We start from the raw sequence: 17740 nt of genomic DNA, 5'->3' as shown, positions 1-17740 counted from the left end.
TTTCGGCAGCGCTTGGCGAAATTGGCCAGGCCGTGCTTGCCGCCCCTCCGGGCGCGGGCAAGACGACGCGTGTTCCCCTGCATCTGCTGACGAGCGGCGTGGCCGGCACGGGGCGGATCATCCTGCTTGAGCCGCGCAGGCTTGCCGCGCGCGCTGCCGCCTTCCGCATGGCGTCGCTTCTTGGCGAAAGCCCGGGCGAGACCGTCGGCTACCGCATGCGGCTCGATACCAAGGTTTCGGGCAAAACCCGGATCGAAGTGGTGACGGAGGGCGTGTTCGCCCGAATGGCGCTCGATGACCCCGAGCTTGCCGGCATTTCCATGGTGATCTTCGATGAGTTCCACGAGCGTTCGCTGGATGCCGATTTCGGCCTGGCGCTGGCGCTCGACATCCGCGCCGGGCTGCGCGAGGACCTGAAGATCCTGGTGATGTCGGCGACGCTCGACACCAGCCGCATCGCCGCGCTTCTCAACGACGCCCCGGTGATCGAGAGTGCCGGACGGGCCTTCCCCGTGGAACACCGCTACCGGCCGCGGCGGCCGCGTTCGCGCATCGAGGATGATGTCGCGGCCGCGGTGCTTGACATGCTCACGCGCGAAGAGGGCTCGATCCTCGCCTTCCTGCCCGGACAGGCCGAAATCCGCCGGACCGCCGAGAGACTGGCTCCGAGCGTTCCCGGCGATGTGATCGTCGCGCCGCTTTACGGCAACCTGTCGCGGGCCGAACAGGATGCGGCGATTGCCCCCGCGCCCGAAGGCTGCCGCAAGGTGGTGCTGGCGACGGCGATTGCCGAGACCGCGATCACGATCGATGGCGTTCGGGTGGTGATCGACAGCGGACTGCAACGCCTTCCCGTCTTCGAGCCGGCGACCGGGATCACCAGGCTTGAAACCGTCCGGGCGTCGCGCGCGGCGGCCGATCAACGGGCCGGCCGCGCCGGCCGCACCGCGCCGGGCATTGCGCTCAGGCTCTGGCACGAGGGCCAGACGGCCGCCCTTCCCGCCTTCAATCCGCCGGAAATCCTGTCCTCCGACCTCACCGGCCTGGCGCTCGATCTTGCCCATTGGGGCGTCGTCGATCCCGCCCAGCTTTCCTTTGCCGACCAGCCGCCGGGGCCCGCCCTTGCCGAGGCGCGCAAGCTGTTGCATTCGCTCGGGGCTCTCGATCCCGCAGGGCGGCTGACGCCGTCCGGCGAGCGGCTGCGCGCCATCCCCCTGCCGCCGCGCCTTGCGGGCATGGTCGTCAAGGCGGCTGAAAGCGGCACGGCCTTGCCTGCGGCCGAGCTTGCGGTGCTTCTGACCGAACAGGGGCTTGGCGGCACCAGTATCGACCTTTCCGAACGGCTCCGGCGGTTTCGCGCCGACAAAAGCCCGCGGGCGGAGGCGGCGCGCGGGCTGGCCGCCCGCATCGCCAAAACGGCAGGCGGCAGCAGCAGGCGCAGCGGCCCTTTCGATCCGGGCGCGGCCCTGATCCATGCCTTTTTCGACCGCATCGCCATGGCCCGCGGCGGACGCGGCCGCTATCTGATGGCCAATGGTCGCGGTGCGGAACTGGCCGAGGATGATCCGCTCGCGGCCTGCGATTTTATCGTCGTCGCCGACCTGACAGGCTCCGCGGCGCGCGGGCGCGTGCTCGCCGCCTGCCCTGTTTCACGGGAAACCATCCTCGCGGCGCGCGCCGAGGCGATCGTGACCCGCGCGGAATGTGTCTTCGACCGCGACAGCCTGTCCGTCAGGGCGCGCAGCGTGACCCGGCTCGATGCGCTGGTGCTTTCCGAGCGCCAGGGGGCGAAGCCATCCGGAAACGAAGCGGCGGAGGCGCTCGCCGACGGGCTTCGCCGCTACGGACTGTCGCTTCTTTCTTTTCCAAAGGAGGCTGCCCATCTTGTCGAGCGGATCGGCTTTCTCCATCGCAAGCTCGGCGATCCCTGGCCGGATGTTGCAGAAATGGGTCTGCTGCGAAGCCTTGATGTCTGGTTCACCCCCTTCCAGGCGGGCATCACCGCGCTTTCCGCCGTCAGTCCGAAAAGCCTGACGCAGGGCCTTCAGGCGCTTCTGCCCCACCCGCTTGCCGCCGATCTCGAGCGGCTGGCGCCGACGCATTTTACGGCGCCCACCGGCGACCGGGTTCCGATCCGGTATGACGGCGACGAACCGGTGCTTTCGATCCGGGTACAGATGCTCTACGGACTGAAGCGCCATCCGGCAATCGCCGGCGGCGTGCCGCTCGTTCTGGAACTGACCTCGCCGGCCGGCCGGCCGATCCAGACGACGCGCGACCTTCCCGGCTTCTGGGCGGGGTCATGGAGGGACGTGCGCGCGGATATGCGCGGGCGCTACCCGAAACATGTCTGGCCGGAGGACCCGGCCAATGCGCAGGCGACGCGGCGGGCAAAGCCGCGCGGGACATGAGGAGAAATGCGATGAACAAGCCGGTCACCGACATGGTGGGGCATGAGCGACGCGGAAACCTGCGCCTGCAGACGCTTGTGCGGCTCCGATGGCTGGCGGTCGCCGGCCAGACGGCAGCGGCGCTGACGGTGGCCTTCGGGCTCGATTTCCCGATGCCGATCATCCCCGTGCTCGCGCTGATTGCCGCGCTCGCCCTCGGCAATCTGGTGCTGAGCGTCAGCTTTCCGGCGACCCAGCGCGTGTCCCCGCGCATCGCCTTTGCCATGATCGGTTTCGATCTACTGCAACTGACCGCGCTGCTCTACCTGACCGGCGGGCTTGCCAATCCCTTCGCGCCGCTGATCTGCGTGCCGGTGATCATCTCCTTCGCCGCGCTGCCGCTGCATTATGCCTTCGCGCTTCTGGCCTTTGCCGTATCCGGCGTGTCGGCCCTGGCGCTCAGCCCCTTTCCCTTGCCATGGCATGCAGGCATCACACTGGAGATCGAGCCGATCCTGAAATTCGGCATCTGGATCGCGATCATCGCCATGCTGGGTTTTGCCGCCTTCTACGTCCAGCGGATCACGCTCGAAGCCCAGCAGATATCGGATGCGCTGGCGGCGACGGAACTGGTGCTGCAGCGCGAACAGCACCTCTCCCAGCTCGACGGGCTGGCGGCGGCCGCCGCCCACGAACTCGGCACGCCGCTTGCCACGATCTCGGTGGTGGCCAAGGAGATGGCGCGGGCGCTTGGCGATGATCCCGAACATGGCGAGGACGTGCAGTTGCTCGTCAGCCAGAGCCAGCGCTGCCGGGACATACTCTCCCGCCTCACGTCGCTTTCCAAGGAGGACGAGGCGCATATGCGGCTCCTGCCGCTGACCTCCCTGATCGAGGAGGTGGTCGCGCCCCACCGGCCGTTTGTCTCGCAGATGGAGATCCGCGTTTCCGGCGAGACCGGCGGCGAGCCGGTCGGCAATCGCAATCCCGGCATTCTGTACGGCCTTGGCAATATCATCGAAAACGCCGTCGAACATGCCCGCCAAAAGGTGGAGATTGCGGCGCATTACAGCGAGACGCGGGTCACGATCACCGTCACCGATGACGGCGGCGGTTACACGCCGGATATCCTGCCGCGCATTGGCGACCCCTTCGTTTCCGATCGGCAGAAGAACCCGGCGGACAGCCGCGCCGGCGGTCTGGGCCTCGGTCTGTTCATCGCCAAGACGCTTCTGGAACGCTCGGGCGCACGCCTTTCCTTCGAAAATGTCGGCGGCGCGCGCATCACCGTCTCCTGGCCGCGCTGGCGGATGGAGGCGGATATGGCCGATCAGAGCTGAGACTTCTCTGCCGGGATGACCTGGGTCAGGAAGATCGCGACCGTGGCGAGCGCGGCAAAGACGGCCAGCAGGAAGCCGGGCGCGAGCGTGAAACCCGTCTGCTGGATGATGAAGGTCGCGAGAAGCGGCGTCAGCCCGCCGACAATGGCAAAGCCGATATTGTAGACGAAGGCGACGCCGGAATAGCGCACGTCTGTCGGGAAGATTGCCGTCAGCAGCACCGGACCCACGCCCCAGGCAAAGGCGCCGATCAGCGAGATCACGATCATGGCCGGCAGGAGCGACGACACGCCCTCATGGATCCAGACATAAACGGGGATGGCCGCGATCGCCAACAGCAGGGCGGCGACGAAGGCCGGCACCTTGATACCGACGAAATCGGAAATGGCGCCGGCGACAGGCATGGGCAGCGAAAAGACGATGATGCCGACGAGAACGGCGGTTGCCACCTGGTCCGGATCGTAATGCAGGAAATCCGTCAGATAGCTGTTCATGTAGAGGTAGAGCAGCGGCACGGCGGCAGCGCCAAGGCCGGTGATGAACAGTCCGAGCCAAACGGCGCGGGCATTGTCGCGGAAGAGCGCCGCCAGCGGCACCTTGTGGGTTGATGCCTCCATTTCGGCGAAGGCGGGGCTCTCGGCAAGCCGCGCGCGCAGGATGAAGCCGGCAATCGCCACCAGTCCGCCGATGAAGAAGCCGATGCGCCAGCCATAGGAGAGCACCGCCGCATCGCTCAACAGGTGCTCGATCGCCCATTGCACCGCCTGGGCGGCCAGCATGCCGACATTGATGATCATGAACAGGAAGCCGCAGGCAAGGCCGCGCCGCTTCGGCATGGTTTCGGTGATCAATGTCATCGCCCCGGGAATTTCGCCGCCGAGACAAAGCCCCTGCACCATGCGCAGCACGACCAGCGCGACGGTGGCCGAGATGCCCCATGTGGCATAGCCGGGCATGAAGGCGATCAGAAAGGTGGCCCCCGCCATGCCGGCGATCGAGACGCGCAACATCAACTTGCGTCCATGCCGGTCGCCGAAATGGGAGAACAGAATGCCGCCGATGGGGCGCACCAGATAGCCGGCGGCAAAGACGGCGAAAGCCGCAAGCAGTCGGGTCGACGCCTCTTCGGCCGGAAAGAAGGTCTTGCCGATCTGCGAGGCGAATGTGGCGTAGATCACAAAGTCGTAGAATTCCAGGCCGCCGCCCATACTGCCCAGAAACAGCGCCCGGTTGCGCTCGCCCGCCGTCACCGCCATGTCTCGCCCTCCGATCGGTTCATCGGAGTGAAACTGGCCGAACGAAAAGCGAAAGGCAAGCCTAATATAAGCCGCAGCGGCAACCGAGCTGAGCGTCGGATGCCGGGGCCGACGGGGAAACGCGCCTCGCTGCGGCGGGCCCGTTGAAGCCGTGATCGGCGCGTGCCGCGAACGGACCCGGAGCACCGTGCGTCCATTCGGACGCATAAAGGACGCTCTAACTTATGGAATCTACGCATCGGCCCGAAAATCGATTCCGATTTTCGGGCCGATGCGCTAGCGAAAAGATACGGCGCTGAGGCCGGCGATCGCGTCGTCTGCGATTACGTTCAGGGGTTTATCGATATCGACGGTCACCACGCCGGGTTCGCCGCTCGGGTCTTCGAGGGTCTCGAGCTGGCTTTTCAAAAGCGAGGTCGGCATGAAGTGACCCGCGCGCGCGCTGATCCGCTCGGCAAGGAGCGTTTCGCTGCCGTTCAGGAAGACAAAGGCGAGCGGCTGGCCCGCCGTCGCCCGCAGACGGTCGCGGTAGATCTTCTTCAGCGCCGAACAGGTCACGACCACGCCCGTTTGACGCTCTCTGGCAAGCTCGGCGCCGACACGATCAAGCCAGGGCCAGCGGTCAGCGTCCTCAAGCGGGATGCCGGCGGTCATCTTGTCGACATTGGAGGCCGGGTGAAGGTCGTCGCCCTCGACCTGCTCGAAGCCCGCCCGTTCGGCGATCAGTCTCGCGACGGAGGATTTTCCGCACCCGCTCACGCCCATAACGATGATGGCGCGCGGCGTTTCGGCCTTGCTTATATTCATTGGTCGTTTCATCCGTTCCGGCAGGAAAGAGAGGCGGGCATCGCCGCCAGGCAAGAGCCCTGCGATATCATGGCCGGGCCGATTGCCGCAACGGGACAGAATGTCCGCCGGGCGAAAAGACCCGGCGGCAAGGGCTGAAATCGCCGCCCTCAGCGCTTCCGCTTTTCCCGGAAACGCCTTAGCGCTGGATCCCCAATGCGCTGATATCGACCTCAAGCGGCCCCGAAAGGTCTTCGATCGAATCATAGAGCAGTTCCAGCGCGTATTGCGGATTATGCGCGAAGGCGCCGGGATCGGCGGTGACGAACTTCCAGTTATAGGCCGCCTTCAGGCTGCGCGGCGTCCAGGCCTTGTAGCTCGCCGTCCGCCCGTCAACCTCGTCGGCGCGGCCGTCCTGATCCGCGTCGACGAAGAAATAGGGATAATGCGGTTCGTAGACGATCGGCGTCCCGGCGACATTGGCGGCGTAATCCCGGAGGGTCTCCATCAGCAACGCCGCATTGCTGGCAATATCGGAGCGGATGCCCTTGTTGAGGTCGCCGCTGCCGTCATAGCTGACGCGGGAAATGCGGATCGCGTCGAAATTGCCGGTCTCGTGACAGGTAAGGCAGGTCTCTTCCGCGACCGTCAGCGTGTGGGGATCATGACAGGAAGCACAATCGGCCACCGGACGGGCATGGAAGAAGCGGCCGGAATAGGTCTTGCCGGGATATTCGAAGCCTCCCGCCCCGACGGCGCCGAGGCGCAGGGCGCCGGCCAGCGCATAATGCGGGTTGACGAAGCCGATCTCCGGGTCCGGCGTGTCATCGGCCTTGTCGCCGACGGCCCTGGAAACCGTCACGCCGGCGGCCCGGCCGGAGTGACAGGTGAGACAGGCCGCTTCCACGCCGGGCTTGACCGGATGCTCGATGCCGCTCGGCAACGTGATCGCGGTGATCTCCGCGAGACCCGGATTGTGACAGGTCTCGCAATCGACGACGCCGCCGACGGGCACGGCGGCGGCCACGCCGGGCTCGCTGCCGTCGAGACCGTGGAAGGCGCGGAAGCCCGCGCCCGAGTGACAGGTGGAACAGCTCGCCGGCACCTCGCCCTCGCCGTCCCAGTGGGTAAAGGCCTCGGCCGAGGCATCGGCATGGGCGGAGCGCGCCCAGGCCTCGATCATCTTTTGCTGCGGGATCGAGATCTGGTCCGGACGGAACGGCCCGGACTGTGGCATGACGAACAGTTCAAGGGCTTCCACGGCCGCCTCGCCGTTTCCGTCGTCCTGAGCGGAAGCGCTGCCGGAATTGACAAATGTCAATGTCGCTGCAATAACAGCAACGAAAAATGAAGAAAACCGCTTCACTCCATAAGACATGGCTTTTCACCCCCACTGAAAATTCATAGTCTGTGCTTGCTGCATGCTAAACAATTCAGTCCGTCCCGGCAATTCAATTGTCGGCACGAGTTGATTGTCCGGCGCCAAGCCTTGGGAGTGTTTTTTTTGGACCGCCTCTTTTCCGCCGGCCTGTCCGTGCCGACCGGCCCCTCATTGCCAGACGACCACGCTGCCCAAACGCTCCTGACAGAAGAGGCGGCGCTTACGCCTGCCCGCGGCGAGGAATTGCGGGTCGTGCCGCTGGTCGAGGTCGACCAGCGCGTTGCCCAGGGCCAGCCGCTCTTCTCGCTGCGCGCGGCAGAGGAGATCAAGCTTGTCGCGCCCATGCCGGCGCGGGTGGCGGCGATCGAGCTCAATCCCGGACGCAGGCTGATCCAGATGCTGCTGTTTCGCGAAGACGGCGGCGGCCGGCATTCCTTTGAAACCGACAGGGCCGAAAGCGATGCTGCGGCATTGCGCGCCCTGATGCAGGAGGCCGGCCTGTGGCGGCTTTTCCGCAGCCGGCCCTTCGGCCATATGCCCGCCCTCGCCGAAACGCCCGCCGCGATCTTCGTCATGGCCGCCGACACCCGGCCCGCGGCCCCCGATCCGCGAAACGCCATCCGGGGCCGCGAGGAGGCCATATCGCGCGGCCTTTCCGCGTTGAGGCTTCTGGCGGGCAATCAGGTCTTCCTGTGCGAGACGAAGGGCAGGTCTCTTGACCTCGACGACGCGGCCGGCATCCGCCGCATCGCCTGTGGGACGCTCCACCCGCAGGGCCTCGCCGGCATAAAGATCCACCACCATGCGCCCGCCGCAATCGATGGCCGCGTCTGGGACATTCATGCCGAGGATATCGCCGATCTCGGCGACCTTCTCGCAACCGGCCTTCTGCCCGAGACCCGGCTCGTGACCGTCACCGGTTCGGCCATGCGCGAACCGCGCCTGCTGCGCTGCCAGCCCGGCGCGGACCTGCGCGGGCTCTGTCACGGCCATGTGCAGCCGGGCCCCTATGAGGTGCTTGCCGGCTCCGTGCTGGACGGCAGGCCCGCCCACTGGCTCGGCCCGCGCGACCGGCAGGCGAGCGTTCTGTCCCGCGGATCGGGCAAGAGGCGCGGCCACTGGTTTTCCGCGGCGCTCACCCGCGCCGCCCGGCCGCTGCCGATCATCCCGACGGCCGCCCTGTCGCAGGCTTTCGGCGGCGATATTCCCGCTGCCGCCCTGATGCGCGCGCTTTCGGCCGGCGACCAGGAGGCCGCCGCCCGCCTTGGCGCGCTTTCACTGCTTGAGGAGGACCTGGCGCTGGTTGACTACGTCACCTTCTCCGAGCCGCCGCTTGCCGCGCAGTTGCGCGGACTTCTGAACGCCATTGAGAAAGAGGAGGCACCGGCATGAGCCACGGCTTGTGGGACCGGGAAACCGTCGCCCTGCTTCTGCTGATCTCGGTGATGCCACTGGCGCTGACATGGCTCTGGTATGGCGGGCTCGATGCCGCAGGCCTTCTGGTGCTGGCGCTGATCATTTCCGGGCTCTGGCACGTGATCTTCATGCTCGCCCGCGCCCAGCCGCCTTCCTTCGCCGGCGCGCTGACGGCGCTTGCGATCGCAATCCTCGCGCCGGAGGAGCTCAGCATCGTGCAGCTCGTTCTCGGTATCTCTTTCGGCTCGGTCATGGCCGAGCTCGTCTTCGGCGGCTGGGGCCGAAACGTGCTGAACCCGGCAACGGTGACGCTCGCCTTTCTCGGCTTCGGCTTCGTCACCGCGCCCTGGCCGGATCTGCCGCTGCCGCTGGCCTGGGCCGCGATACCGGCCGCCCTGCTCGGCGCGCTTTTCGGGGTGATGCCGGCGCGCGCGATCGCGGGTGCGGTCATCGTCATCGGCGGCGCCCATTTCGCCGGCGTGCCGGTCGCACCCCTGCTTCCGGCGGTTGCCGTGGTGCTGGTCCTGCTCGTCGCAGATCCCGTTGCAAGCGCCTCGACAAGGCTCGGCGGCTGGCTCAACGGCGCCTTTTTCGGCGCATTGATCATCCTGTTCGCGCTCGGCTGGCAGAGCGCCGCTCCCGTGCAGATGGCCGTATCCGCGGCCCTTCTGACCTCGCTTGCCGCCCCGTTGCTGGACGAAGCCGCCATTGCGCTGTGGCTTGCCCAAAGGAGAAGACGTCATGGCTGACCTTAATCCGTTCTCGGCCTGGCGCCGGTTTCTGGCGCTGCCCAATGAAAACCGGACAAAGACCGTCGTCATCGCCTTTCTCGTCTCCGCCATTTGCGCCCTGATGGTCTCCGGCGCTACCGTGATCCTGCGGCCGATCCAGGCGGCCAACCGGGCGGCGGAGGAACAGGCCCGGCTTGAGGCGCTGGTCGCCGGCATTCCCGGCATGACGCAGATCCTCGAGCAATCCGGCGGTTCGCTGTCCACCGTGGTGATCAACCTGCCGAAGGGACGGGCGGCACAGGACGTGACGCCGCAAACCCTTGCCGCAGCCCTTGACGACGCGGCCAACTGGACCACGCTGTCGCCCGCGGAAGACACGGCCGGCATCGGCCGGAGGCCGGACTACGCGCAGATCTACCTGCTTCGAAACGAAGCCGGCGATATCTCGCTGGCCCTGCTGCCGGTAACCGGCCCGGGCTATCAGGCGCCGATCGACGCGATCGTGGCACTGCGCGGCGACATGAACACGATTGCAGGCCTTGCGATCACCAACCAGGCCGAAACACCCGGCCTCGGCGGGCGCATCGAGGAGCCGGCATGGCTCGCCCAATTCCCCGGCACCGAGCTTGCCGATCCGTCCGGCACCGTCCGCTTTGCCGTCGCCAAGGGCGCGGCCGGCAATGATTACGAGGTCGACGGCATAACCGGCGCCACACGCACCGGCAACGCGTTCACCAAGATCATGCGCTTCTGGGGCGGGCCCGAGGGCTATGGCCCATTCATCGACGCCGTCCAGCGCGGGGAGTTCTGATATGGCCCGGTCAACCAATCTCTGGTCGACGCTGACGGAGCCGCTCGTCCTGCAAAATCCGGTGACGCTGCAGATCCTCGGCATCTGCTCTGCGCTTGCGGTCACCACCTCGGTGGCAACGGCGCTGACCATGTCGGCCTCGCTCACCACGGTACTGGTGCTGTCGGCCATGCTGGTCAGTCTGATCCGCCGCCATATCCCCGATTCCATCCGCCTGATCGTGCAGATCGTCATTGTCGCCTCGCTGGTGGTGGTCATCGACCAGTTCCTGCAGGCCTATTTCTTCGACATCAGCCGCAAGCTTTCGGTCTTCGTCAGCCTGATCACCACCAACTGCCTGGTGCTGGGGCGCACGGAGAGCTTCTCGCGCTCCAACCCGCCGCTGCCCTCCATGGTCGACGCGCTCGGCAACGGGCTAGGCTATTCGCTGGTGCTGATCGTCATCGGTTCGGCACGCGAACTCTTCGGCGCAGGCAAGCTGATGGGCTATCAGGTCTTTCCCGTGGTCGCGGACGGCGGCTGGTTCACGCCCTTGAACCTGATGCTGCTCGCCCCGAGCGCCTTCTTCATGCTTGGAGGCCTTGTCTGGGCCGTGCGCACGGTGCTGCCGCAGCAGGCCGAACCCTCGGAGTTCAACCCGCCGAAGACAGAGGAGGCCGGAAAATGACCGACCTCTGGAACCTGTTCCTCAGCGCCGCCTTTGTCGAGAATGCGCCGCTGACGCTGTTTCTCGGGCTCTGCACCTTTCTGGCGCTCTCGCGCCGCACGGCGTCAGCCATCGGCCTCGGCATCGCGGTCACCGCCGTCATGGGCGTCACCGTGCCGCTCAACCAGGTGATCTATCACGCGCTGCTCGCGCCCGGCGCCTGGGCCTGGGCCGGCATGCCGGAGATCGATCTTTCCTATCTGAAACTGATTTCCTTCATCGGTGTCATCGCCGCGACCGTGCAGCTGGTGGAAATGGTGCTCGACCGTTTCTTTCCGGCGATCTACGCCTCCTTCGGCGTGTTCCTGCCGCTTCTGACCGTGCATTGCGCCATTCTCGCCGGCAGCCTGTTCATGGTCGACCGCGATTATGGCATCGGTGAATCGGCTGTCTTCGGGCTGGGCCAGGGCTTCGGCTTCGGCGTCGCCGTCGTTCTGCTCGGCGCGATCCGCGCCCGGCTTTCCTATGCTGACCTGCCGCAGGGCCTGCGCGGGCTCGGCATCACCTTCACCCTTGCCGGAATGATGTCCCTCGGCTTTTCCGCATTTGCGCAAATGGTGACGTCATGAACGAGATCGCAGTCGGAGCCCTTGTCGTCGTCGGCCTTGTCCTCGTGCTCACGCTGGCGCTCCTGATGACCCGCGCACGCCTGATCCCCGCCGAGGCGCTGACGGTGACGGTCAACGAAACCATGGAGATCACTGCCAATCGCGGCGACCGCCTGCTCGGCGTCCTCCACGGCGCGGGGATCGGCATTCCGGCGGCCTGCGGCGGCTCCGGCACCTGCGGGCTCTGCCGCGTTCATGTGGACGGCGAAGGCGCGGGCGAACCGCAGGCGACCGAACGCGGCGTGCTGTCTGCCGCCGAACGTCGCGCCCATATGCGCCTTGCCTGCCAGACGGCGCTCAGAGGCCCCTGTTCGGTGACGGTGCCGCAGGATTTCGTCGGCGCGACGGGCTTTACCTGCCGCGTCGTCTCCAACACGATGAAGGCGCCGCTGATCCGCGAACTGGTGCTGCAGCTTCCCGAAGGCCAGCCGTTCGATTTCATCGCCGGCGGCTTCATGCAACTGACCGCGCCCGCCTACCGGCTCGACTTCCGCGATATCGACATCGACCCGCCCTTCCGCGAGGCATGGGCGATGTCCGGCTGGTCCGAAATGACCTCCTATGCCGAAAGATCCGTTACACGGGCCTATTCGATCGCCTGCAGGCCGGAGGATGCAAAGGCCGAGCGCGCCGTCTTCAACATCCGCCTTGCCGCCCCGCCCCCCGGCCGCGAACAGGAAATTCCGCCCGGCATCGTCTCCTCCTTTCTGTTCGCGCTGAAACCGGGCGACGAGATCGAGGCCTCCGGGCCCTTCGGCGAGTTCGAAGTGCAGCCGACCGATCGCGAGATGGTGTTCATCGGCGGCGGCGTCGGCATGGCGCCGCTGAGGGCCATGATCCACGACCAGATCGGCAAGAACACGCCACGGCGGATGCGCTATTTCTATGGCGCGCGCTCGGTCGCCGACCTGTTCTATGTCGAGGAGTTCGAGAAGATCGCCGCCGAGCACGACAATTTCTCGTGGACGCCGGCGCTTTCCGATCCCGCGCCCGGCGACCGCTGGACGGGCGCAAGCGGCTTCATCCATGATATCGTGCGCGCCGAGCTTTCGCGCCATCCGGCACCGGAGGACTGCGAATACTATATGTGCGGACCGCCGGTGATGATCTCGGCGGTGACTGCCACGCTGCACCGGCTCGGCGTCGAGCCGAAGTCCATCTTCTACGACGATTTCGGAGTCTGACCCATGAACGCACGTCATACATACCTGACCCGCCGCCGCGTTCTGGCGCTTTCCGGAGCAGGTCTTCTGGCCGCAACCGCTGCCCGGGCCGAAGCGCCCGCGATCCTGAAATCCGCGCCCGCGACGCAGCAGATCACCGGCGAGGCCTTTGCGACCACATGGCGCGTCAGCGTGTCCGACAAAGCCCGGCCCGAAGCGCTTCGCGTCGATATCGAAGCGCTTCTTTCCGGCATCGACCGGATGATGTCGCCCTGGCGCGAAGACAGCGAGATCACTGGCTTCAACCGCTCCGGTCCCGGCGAAAGGAGGGTATCTGCCGAAACCGCCTTCGTTGCCCAATCGGCGCTCGATGTCGCGCGAAAGAGCGACGGCTGGTTCGATCCGAGCGTCGGCCCGCTGGTTGCCCGCTACGGCTTCGGCCCGATCCAGGGCGTGGCCGCCGAGGATGGCGCGCCGCCGCTCTGGCATGCGCTTGCCGTCGACGGAAACCGGCTCGGAAAGACCAAAGCCGGGGTCACCATGGATCTCTGCGGCATCGCCAAGGGCCGCGCGCTCGACCTGATGGCAAACCGCCTGATGGACGCCGGCTATTCCGATTTTCTCATCGATCTCGGCGGCGAGCTGGTCGCGCGCGGCAATCATCCGGCGGGACGTCCGTGGCAGGTGGCGGTGGAAGATCCGCGGCCGGAAGCCAATGGCGGCGCCGGCGTGCTGCGGCTTGCCGACGGCGCTGTCGCGACCTCCGGGCTTCGCGCCCAGAGCTATGCGCTTTCCGGCCATACCTACAGCCACATCATCGATCCGCGCCATGCCGTGCCGGTCGAGGGCGCGATCGCCTCGGTCTCGGTTCTGGCGCAAGACGCGATGACGGCCGACGGCTGGGCGACGGCGCTGACGGCCGCCGGCGAGGACGGCCCGGCGCTGGCCCGCCGCCAGTCGATCGCCGCCCTCTTCCTCTTCCATGAGGGCCAAGGCCTCAGGCGTGAAACAACGGGCGGTTTCGACCGTTTTCTGCTATAATCGCCTCGAAGGGAGCACGGACATGGAAATCCTGCTGGCAATCGCGATCGTCGTTCTCGGCATGGCCGGCCTTGGCATTGGCCTCTTCGTCGGGCGCGGCCCGCTGAAGGGCTCGTGCGGCGGCATGGCCTGCATGAAGGAGGCCGCCTGCGAGGGCTGCCCGAACCGCCTGTCGAGGCAATCCGAATGACCGACACGATCGCGGAAATCGCCAAGACCGACGCGCTGACCGTCACGCCCGAAATGCCGATCCGCCGGGCGGTGGCGCTTCTGGTCGAAAGCAAGGCGGCGGCAGCGCCGGTTGTCGATGAGGGCGGCGCGCTTTGCGGCATCCTCACCCAGAAGGACTGTTTCAACCCCGCCCTCCAGGCGAGCTACTACCAGGAATGGAAGGGCACCGTCGCCGATTACATGAGCCGCAACGTCATCAGCCTTCCGGCAAGCGCCGATCTGGTCGCCGCCGCCGAGGCCTTCATCGCCCATCCGCACCGTGTTTTCCCGGTGACCGACGGCAACCGGCTAGTCGGCCTGCTGCGCCGCTCCGACGTCCTCTCCGCCCTTGTGCGGCTGAGCGGATAGACGTTCCGCCAGACTTCGAGGCGTGGGCGGGCGGCCCCCGGCAGGGCACGCGCTTCTGCCGTCATCGGCCACACCGCACACAATCGTTTTTACGGCGGTTTTGGGTTTACCCCCGGGCCGAGGAGGTCCATAACCATCTGACAGGATTGACGCGCGGTCATTTGCCGCACACGAGAATTCAGGCATGGCAGACATGGATGAGACTGAGGAAACGGACTACGGCAGGGATGAATTGACAGGCGCGCCGGAGGGCGAAATGAGCCTTCTGATTGTCGATGACGACACGCCGTTTCTGCGCCGCATCGCCCGCGCCATGGAAACGCGCGGCTTTGCCATAGAGACCGCCGAGACCGTTGCCGAAGGCATTGAGAAGGCAAAAACGCGGCCGCCCAAATACGCCGTCGTGGATTTGCGGCTCGAAGACGGCAGCGGCCTCGACGTGATCGCCGCCATTCGCGAGGCCCGCGAGGATACCCGCATCGTGGTGCTGACCGGCTACGGCAATATCGCCACCGCCGTCACGGCCGTGAAACTCGGCGCGCTCGACTATCTGGCCAAACCCGCCGACGCCGACGATATCGTTCATGCCCTGACCCAGGCGCCGGGCGAAAAGGTCGACCCGCCGGAAAACCCGATGTCGGCCGATCGCGTGCGCTGGGAACACATCCAGCGCGTCTACGAGATGTGCGACCGCAATGTGTCGGAAACCGCGCGCCGTCTCAACATGCATCGCCGCACCCTGCAGCGGATTCTGGCCAAGCGCGCGCCGCGCTGAGGCCGCTCATGCCTCGCGCGGGAACACGCGCCCGTCGAACAGCTTGCGGGCCGTGCGGCGATTGCCGGCGCCGAGGATTTCGCCGTCCGCGCCGATGTCGAGAAACACGTCCAGCGCCCCGGTCGGATGCTCGACCAGATAATTGCCGTCGCCCGGATCGACCGCCAGCCCCTTCGCCACCGACCCTTCGATCCGCGTCGCCGTTGCCACCGAGATGGCGGCGAAGACGCCGATGGCGGCATGGACCCTGTGCGGAATGAAGGAACGCGTGGCAATCGAACCGCCATTTTCCGGCGCCGAGACCAGCGTCATCTTCGGCACCGAGGCCTCCGTCACGTCGCCGAGCGCCATCATCGGCCCGGCCTTCAGCCGGATCGCCTCGAGCCGTTTCTTGAGGTCCGTGTCCTTTTCCAGTGCCTCCGGCTCTTCCTTGCCGGTCAGGCCGAAATCCTCCGCCCGGAGGATGACGCAGGGCATGCCGTTGTCGATCAGCGTCGCCTTCACGCCCTCGATCGCGTCGGCCGCATTGCCAGTGGGCAAAAGCGCGCCGCACATGGCGCCGGCAATATTTTTGAAGAGAAGCGGGATCGCCGCATGACGGCCGGGCACGCCGGCGATCTCGGCATCGCCTGCATAATTGACCCTGCCGCCGGGCGTCTCGATCCGCGCGACCGCGATCTCGCCGGTATTGACCATGTGGATCCTGACCTCGGTCCGCTCGCCGGTCGCCGGCACAAGCCCCCGCTCGATCGCCGCCGGGCCGACGCCGGCCAGAATATTGCCGCAGCCCTGCTTGTCGCTCACCAGCGGCTTGTCGACGAAGACCTGCAGGAACAGGTAGTCGACATCGGCATCACCGCGCGATGGCGGCGACAGGATCGCCACTTTCGAGGTCAGGGGATCGGCCCCGCCGATGCCGTCGATCTGGCGCGGATCGGGCGAGCCCATGATCCGCAGCAGCAGATCGTCGCGCGCGGCCTTCTCGTCCGGCAGGTCGGTGGCGAGGAAATAGGCGCCCTTGGACGAGCCGCCGCGCATCCAGAGGCACGGTATGCCCTCCTCAGACATATTTAAGACCCTTTTCCGCAAGGCGCGGGCGCATGTCGTAGATGTCGAGGCCGAGTTCGCCGGCGGCGAGCCGCTTGCGCTTCATCTCCTCGTTGTCGAGACGTTTTTCGGCGGCCGCCAGCACCTTTTCGGCCTCCGCCCTTTTCACGACGCAGACGCCGTCATCGTCGGCGATGATGATATCGCCCGCCTCGATCAACTGGCCGCCGCAGATGACCGGCACATTGACCGAGCCGAGCGTTTCCTTGACCGTGCCCTGGACGCTGACGGCCTTCGACCAGACGGGGAAATCCATCGCCTCAAGGTCTTTCGTATCGCGCACGCCCGCATCGATGATCAGGCCGCGGCAGCCGCGCACCTTTGCCGAGGTTGCCAGAAGATCGCCGAAATAGCCGTTGTCGCAGGGGCTGGTCGGGGCGAGCACCAGGATGTCCCCCGGCTGAAGCTGTTCGATCGCCACATGGATCATCCAGTTATCGCCGGGCGCTGCCGAAATGGTGACGGCGGAGCCTGCGATCTGCGCGCCACGATAGATCGGCCGGAGAGAGGCGGAAAGGCAGCCAATGCGGCCCTGCGCCTCGTGCACGGTCGCAACGCCTGCCTTGCCAAGAGCGTCAATGACGGCGCCGTCGGCGCGCGGAACGTTCCGGATCACATAGCCGGGCGTTCCCGGCGCCAGTTTGAGGCTATCCGTGCTCATCCTTCACTCCTTGCCGGCAACCGGCGGCGTGCCGTGGGTATGGAAGCTCTCGATCGTCTTCAGTCCCCAGGCCTGGCCCTTCTTGCGGTCTGCCTCGGTCCAGCAGACCGGCTGCCAGTCCGGCGCCAGAACGAGGCGGGAACCGGCATTGGCGAGCTCGACGCGGTTGCCCGCCGGTTCCCAGACATAAAGGAAGAAGGTGCCCTGGATCGCGTGTTTGTGCGGCCCCGTCTCGATGTGGACGCCGTTCTGCAGGAAGATGTCGGCGGCGCGCAGAATGTCCTCGCGCTGGTCGGTGGCATAGGTCACGTGATGCAGTCGTCCCTTGCCGCCGCCATGCTCTTCGGTGCAGGCAAGGTCATAGCTCTTGTTGTTGATGGTGAACCAGCAGCCGCCGAGCCGGCCATTGTCGAGAAGGATATATTCCGTCACCCGCGCGCCGAGGCAGGTGATCATGAAGCGGCGGAATTCGGTGACGTCTTCGGAGAGCAGGTTGATATGGTCGAGGCGGCGCGGCGGCATGCCGGCAAAGGCGGATGCCGTGTTCTTCAGCGCCGCCTTTTCCGCCTCCTCCTGCGGCTCGTACCAATTGGTGTCGTAATAGATCTCGAAGACATGGCCGAAGGGGTCCTCGAAACGAAAGGCCCGGCCGTGGCTCAGGTCCCCGTCATTCCAGCCGATCACCTTGAAACCGGAGGCCTCGATCGCCGCGACGCGCCGTTCCAGCGCTTCCGGGGAAGCGGCCCGGTAGCCGATATGGGCAACGCCCGTGGTGTCGGACTTCGTCAGTTTCAACGTCGCATATTCATAATCGTCCCAGGCCCTCAGATAGGCGGAATGCTCGTCCTGTCCGGACAGCTTCAACCCGTAGATCCGGGTGAAAAAGTCGAGGCTTTCCTCGAACCTGTTGGTCAGCACCTCCACATGGCCGAGATGGGCGATGTCGAAGCTCGGATTTGTTGGCTCCGTCGTCATTCCTGTTCCTCCCC

Annotated in this window: 18 protein-coding genes (1 of these 18 running past the window's edge); 12 read left to right on the top strand and 6 right to left on the bottom strand. The window is 66.2% G+C overall.

Annotated features, from left to right (window positions below; translation table 11 throughout):
• Together hrpB and AZF01_RS20495 are read left to right on the top strand one after the other, a co-directional pair.
• Positions 1–2411, top strand: partial view of an ATP-dependent helicase HrpB gene (hrpB, locus tag AZF01_RS20500; protein ID WP_024708002.1) — the 3' portion only. It extends 49 nt beyond the left edge of the window; 2411 of the gene's 2460 nt are visible here — the last part of the coding sequence; the start codon falls outside the window, past its left edge; the stop codon is at positions 2409–2411.
• Positions 2412–2422: 11 nt separating this feature from the next.
• Entirely contained in the window at positions 2423–3730 is a 1308-nt protein-coding gene (locus AZF01_RS20495; protein WP_024708001.1) for an ActS/PrrB/RegB family redox-sensitive histidine kinase, read from the top strand.
• Here AZF01_RS20495 and AZF01_RS20490 read toward each other — a convergent pair.
• The 3 genes from AZF01_RS20490 to AZF01_RS20480 form a co-directional block, all read right to left on the bottom strand.
• Positions 3721–4986, bottom strand: a complete 1266-nt coding sequence (locus AZF01_RS20490; RefSeq protein ID WP_024708000.1) for an MFS transporter — start codon at positions 4984–4986, stop codon at positions 3721–3723. The genes AZF01_RS20495 and AZF01_RS20490 overlap by 10 nt on opposite strands.
• 276 nt (positions 4987–5262) lie before the next feature.
• Positions 5263–5793, bottom strand: a complete 531-nt coding sequence (locus AZF01_RS20485; RefSeq protein ID WP_244435549.1) for a gluconokinase — start codon at positions 5791–5793, stop codon at positions 5263–5265.
• Positions 5794–5971: 178 nt separating this feature from the next.
• The gene (locus AZF01_RS20480; RefSeq protein WP_244435548.1) at positions 5972–7093 is read right to left on the bottom strand and encodes a cytochrome c3 family protein; all 1122 of its coding nucleotides are present in this window, start codon (positions 7091–7093) and stop codon (positions 5972–5974) included.
• A 174-nt stretch (positions 7094–7267) separates the two neighbouring features.
• Between AZF01_RS20480 and AZF01_RS20475 the strand changes: the two genes are divergently transcribed.
• The 10 genes from AZF01_RS20475 (at position 7268) to AZF01_RS20435 (ending at position 14983) form a co-directional block, all read left to right on the top strand.
• Complete coding sequence (locus AZF01_RS20475) at positions 7268–8545, top strand: Na(+)-translocating NADH-quinone reductase subunit A (RefSeq protein WP_371260652.1); 1278 nt, start codon at positions 7268–7270, stop codon at positions 8543–8545.
• The gene (locus AZF01_RS20470) at positions 8542–9318 is read left to right on the top strand and encodes an RnfABCDGE type electron transport complex subunit D (protein WP_024707996.1); all 777 of its coding nucleotides are present in this window, start codon (positions 8542–8544) and stop codon (positions 9316–9318) included. Before AZF01_RS20475 ends, AZF01_RS20470 begins: the two co-directional genes overlap by 4 nt.
• Complete coding sequence (locus tag AZF01_RS20465) at positions 9311–10111, top strand: FMN-binding protein (RefSeq protein WP_024707995.1); 801 nt, start codon at positions 9311–9313, stop codon at positions 10109–10111. The genes AZF01_RS20470 and AZF01_RS20465 overlap by 8 nt, the downstream gene beginning before the upstream one ends.
• Before the next feature lies 1 nt (position 10112).
• A complete protein-coding gene (locus AZF01_RS20460; RefSeq protein WP_024707994.1) occupies positions 10113–10778 on the top strand; it encodes an NADH:ubiquinone reductase (Na(+)-transporting) subunit D in 666 nt (221 codons plus the stop codon).
• Positions 10775–11386: an NADH:ubiquinone reductase (Na(+)-transporting) subunit E gene (gene nqrE / locus AZF01_RS20455; RefSeq protein WP_024707993.1), complete on the top strand. Its 612-nt coding sequence runs from the start codon at positions 10775–10777 to the stop codon at positions 11384–11386. Before AZF01_RS20460 ends, nqrE begins: the two co-directional genes overlap by 4 nt.
• Complete coding sequence (nqrF, locus tag AZF01_RS20450; RefSeq protein WP_024707992.1) at positions 11383–12609, top strand: NADH:ubiquinone reductase (Na(+)-transporting) subunit F; 1227 nt, start codon at positions 11383–11385, stop codon at positions 12607–12609. Before nqrE ends, nqrF begins: the two co-directional genes overlap by 4 nt.
• 3 nt (positions 12610–12612) lie before the next feature.
• The gene (locus AZF01_RS20445; protein WP_051424054.1) at positions 12613–13629 is read left to right on the top strand and encodes an FAD:protein FMN transferase; all 1017 of its coding nucleotides are present in this window, start codon (positions 12613–12615) and stop codon (positions 13627–13629) included.
• Positions 13630–13651: 22 nt separating this feature from the next.
• Positions 13652–13819 carry a (Na+)-NQR maturation NqrM gene (gene nqrM, locus AZF01_RS24135; RefSeq protein ID WP_152534517.1) on the top strand — a complete coding sequence of 56 codons (168 nt, stop codon included), beginning with the start codon at positions 13652–13654 and terminating at the stop codon, positions 13817–13819.
• The gene (locus AZF01_RS20440) at positions 13816–14208 is read left to right on the top strand and encodes a CBS domain-containing protein (protein WP_024707990.1); all 393 of its coding nucleotides are present in this window, start codon (positions 13816–13818) and stop codon (positions 14206–14208) included. The genes nqrM and AZF01_RS20440 overlap by 4 nt, the downstream gene beginning before the upstream one ends.
• Positions 14209–14401: 193 nt before the next feature.
• Complete coding sequence (locus AZF01_RS20435; RefSeq protein WP_152534518.1) at positions 14402–14983, top strand: ActR/PrrA/RegA family redox response regulator transcription factor; 582 nt, start codon at positions 14402–14404, stop codon at positions 14981–14983.
• Positions 14984–14989: 6 nt separating this feature from the next.
• Here AZF01_RS20435 and AZF01_RS20430 read toward each other — a convergent pair whose 3' ends face one another.
• The 3 genes from AZF01_RS20430 to AZF01_RS20420 are packed head-to-tail and all read right to left on the bottom strand — an operon-like array spanning position 14990 to position 17726.
• Positions 14990–16051 carry a 4-oxalomesaconate tautomerase gene (locus AZF01_RS20430; RefSeq protein WP_024707988.1) on the bottom strand — a complete coding sequence of 354 codons (1062 nt, stop codon included), beginning with the start codon at positions 16049–16051 and terminating at the stop codon, positions 14990–14992.
• Entirely contained in the window at positions 16044–16751 is a 708-nt protein-coding gene (locus tag AZF01_RS20425; RefSeq protein WP_024707987.1) for a 4-carboxy-4-hydroxy-2-oxoadipate aldolase/oxaloacetate decarboxylase, read from the bottom strand. Before AZF01_RS20425 ends, AZF01_RS20430 begins: the two co-directional genes overlap by 8 nt.
• Positions 16752–16754: 3 nt before the next feature.
• The gene (locus tag AZF01_RS20420) at positions 16755–17726 is read right to left on the bottom strand and encodes a VOC family protein (RefSeq protein WP_061449863.1); all 972 of its coding nucleotides are present in this window, start codon (positions 17724–17726) and stop codon (positions 16755–16757) included.
• Between the last annotated feature and the right edge of the window lie 14 nt (positions 17727–17740).

It is taken from the genome of Martelella sp. AD-3, assembly GCF_001578105.1.
In the GTDB taxonomy this organism is placed as follows: Bacteria; Pseudomonadota; Alphaproteobacteria; order Rhizobiales; family Rhizobiaceae; genus Martelella.
The sequence above is the reverse complement of the archived record's forward strand: the minus strand, read 5'-3'. Positions and strand labels throughout refer to the sequence as shown.

What these genes read in the sequence shown, in the direction of transcription:
- AZF01_RS20460 (WP_024707994.1), top strand. Translation starts at nt 10,113, where the DNA reads ATGGCCCGGTCAACCAATCTCTGGTCGACGCTGACGGAGCCGCTCGTC.
- AZF01_RS20445 (WP_051424054.1), top strand. Translation starts at nt 12,613, where the DNA reads ATGAACGCACGTCATACATACCTGACCCGCCGCCGCGTTCTGGCGCTT.
- AZF01_RS20435 (WP_152534518.1), top strand. Translation starts at nt 14,402, where the DNA reads ATGGATGAGACTGAGGAAACGGACTACGGCAGGGATGAATTGACAGGC.
- nqrE (WP_024707993.1), top strand. Translation starts at nt 10,775, where the DNA reads ATGACCGACCTCTGGAACCTGTTCCTCAGCGCCGCCTTTGTCGAGAAT.
- AZF01_RS20425 (WP_024707987.1), bottom strand. Translation starts at nt 16,751, where the DNA reads ATGAGCACGGATAGCCTCAAACTGGCGCCGGGAACGCCCGGCTATGTG.
- AZF01_RS20490 (WP_024708000.1), bottom strand. Translation starts at nt 4,986, where the DNA reads ATGGCGGTGACGGCGGGCGAGCGCAACCGGGCGCTGTTTCTGGGCAGT.
- AZF01_RS20495 (WP_024708001.1), top strand. Translation starts at nt 2,423, where the DNA reads ATGAACAAGCCGGTCACCGACATGGTGGGGCATGAGCGACGCGGAAAC.
- AZF01_RS20430 (WP_024707988.1), bottom strand. Translation starts at nt 16,051, where the DNA reads ATGTCTGAGGAGGGCATACCGTGCCTCTGGATGCGCGGCGGCTCGTCC.
- AZF01_RS20485 (WP_244435549.1), bottom strand. Translation starts at nt 5,793, where the DNA reads ATGAATATAAGCAAGGCCGAAACGCCGCGCGCCATCATCGTTATGGGC.
- AZF01_RS20465 (WP_024707995.1), top strand. Translation starts at nt 9,311, where the DNA reads ATGGCTGACCTTAATCCGTTCTCGGCCTGGCGCCGGTTTCTGGCGCTG.
- AZF01_RS20470 (WP_024707996.1), top strand. Translation starts at nt 8,542, where the DNA reads ATGAGCCACGGCTTGTGGGACCGGGAAACCGTCGCCCTGCTTCTGCTG.
- AZF01_RS20440 (WP_024707990.1), top strand. Translation starts at nt 13,816, where the DNA reads ATGACCGACACGATCGCGGAAATCGCCAAGACCGACGCGCTGACCGTC.
- nqrF (WP_024707992.1), top strand. Translation starts at nt 11,383, where the DNA reads ATGAACGAGATCGCAGTCGGAGCCCTTGTCGTCGTCGGCCTTGTCCTC.
- nqrM (WP_152534517.1), top strand. Translation starts at nt 13,652, where the DNA reads ATGGAAATCCTGCTGGCAATCGCGATCGTCGTTCTCGGCATGGCCGGC.
- AZF01_RS20420 (WP_061449863.1), bottom strand. Translation starts at nt 17,726, where the DNA reads ATGACGACGGAGCCAACAAATCCGAGCTTCGACATCGCCCATCTCGGC.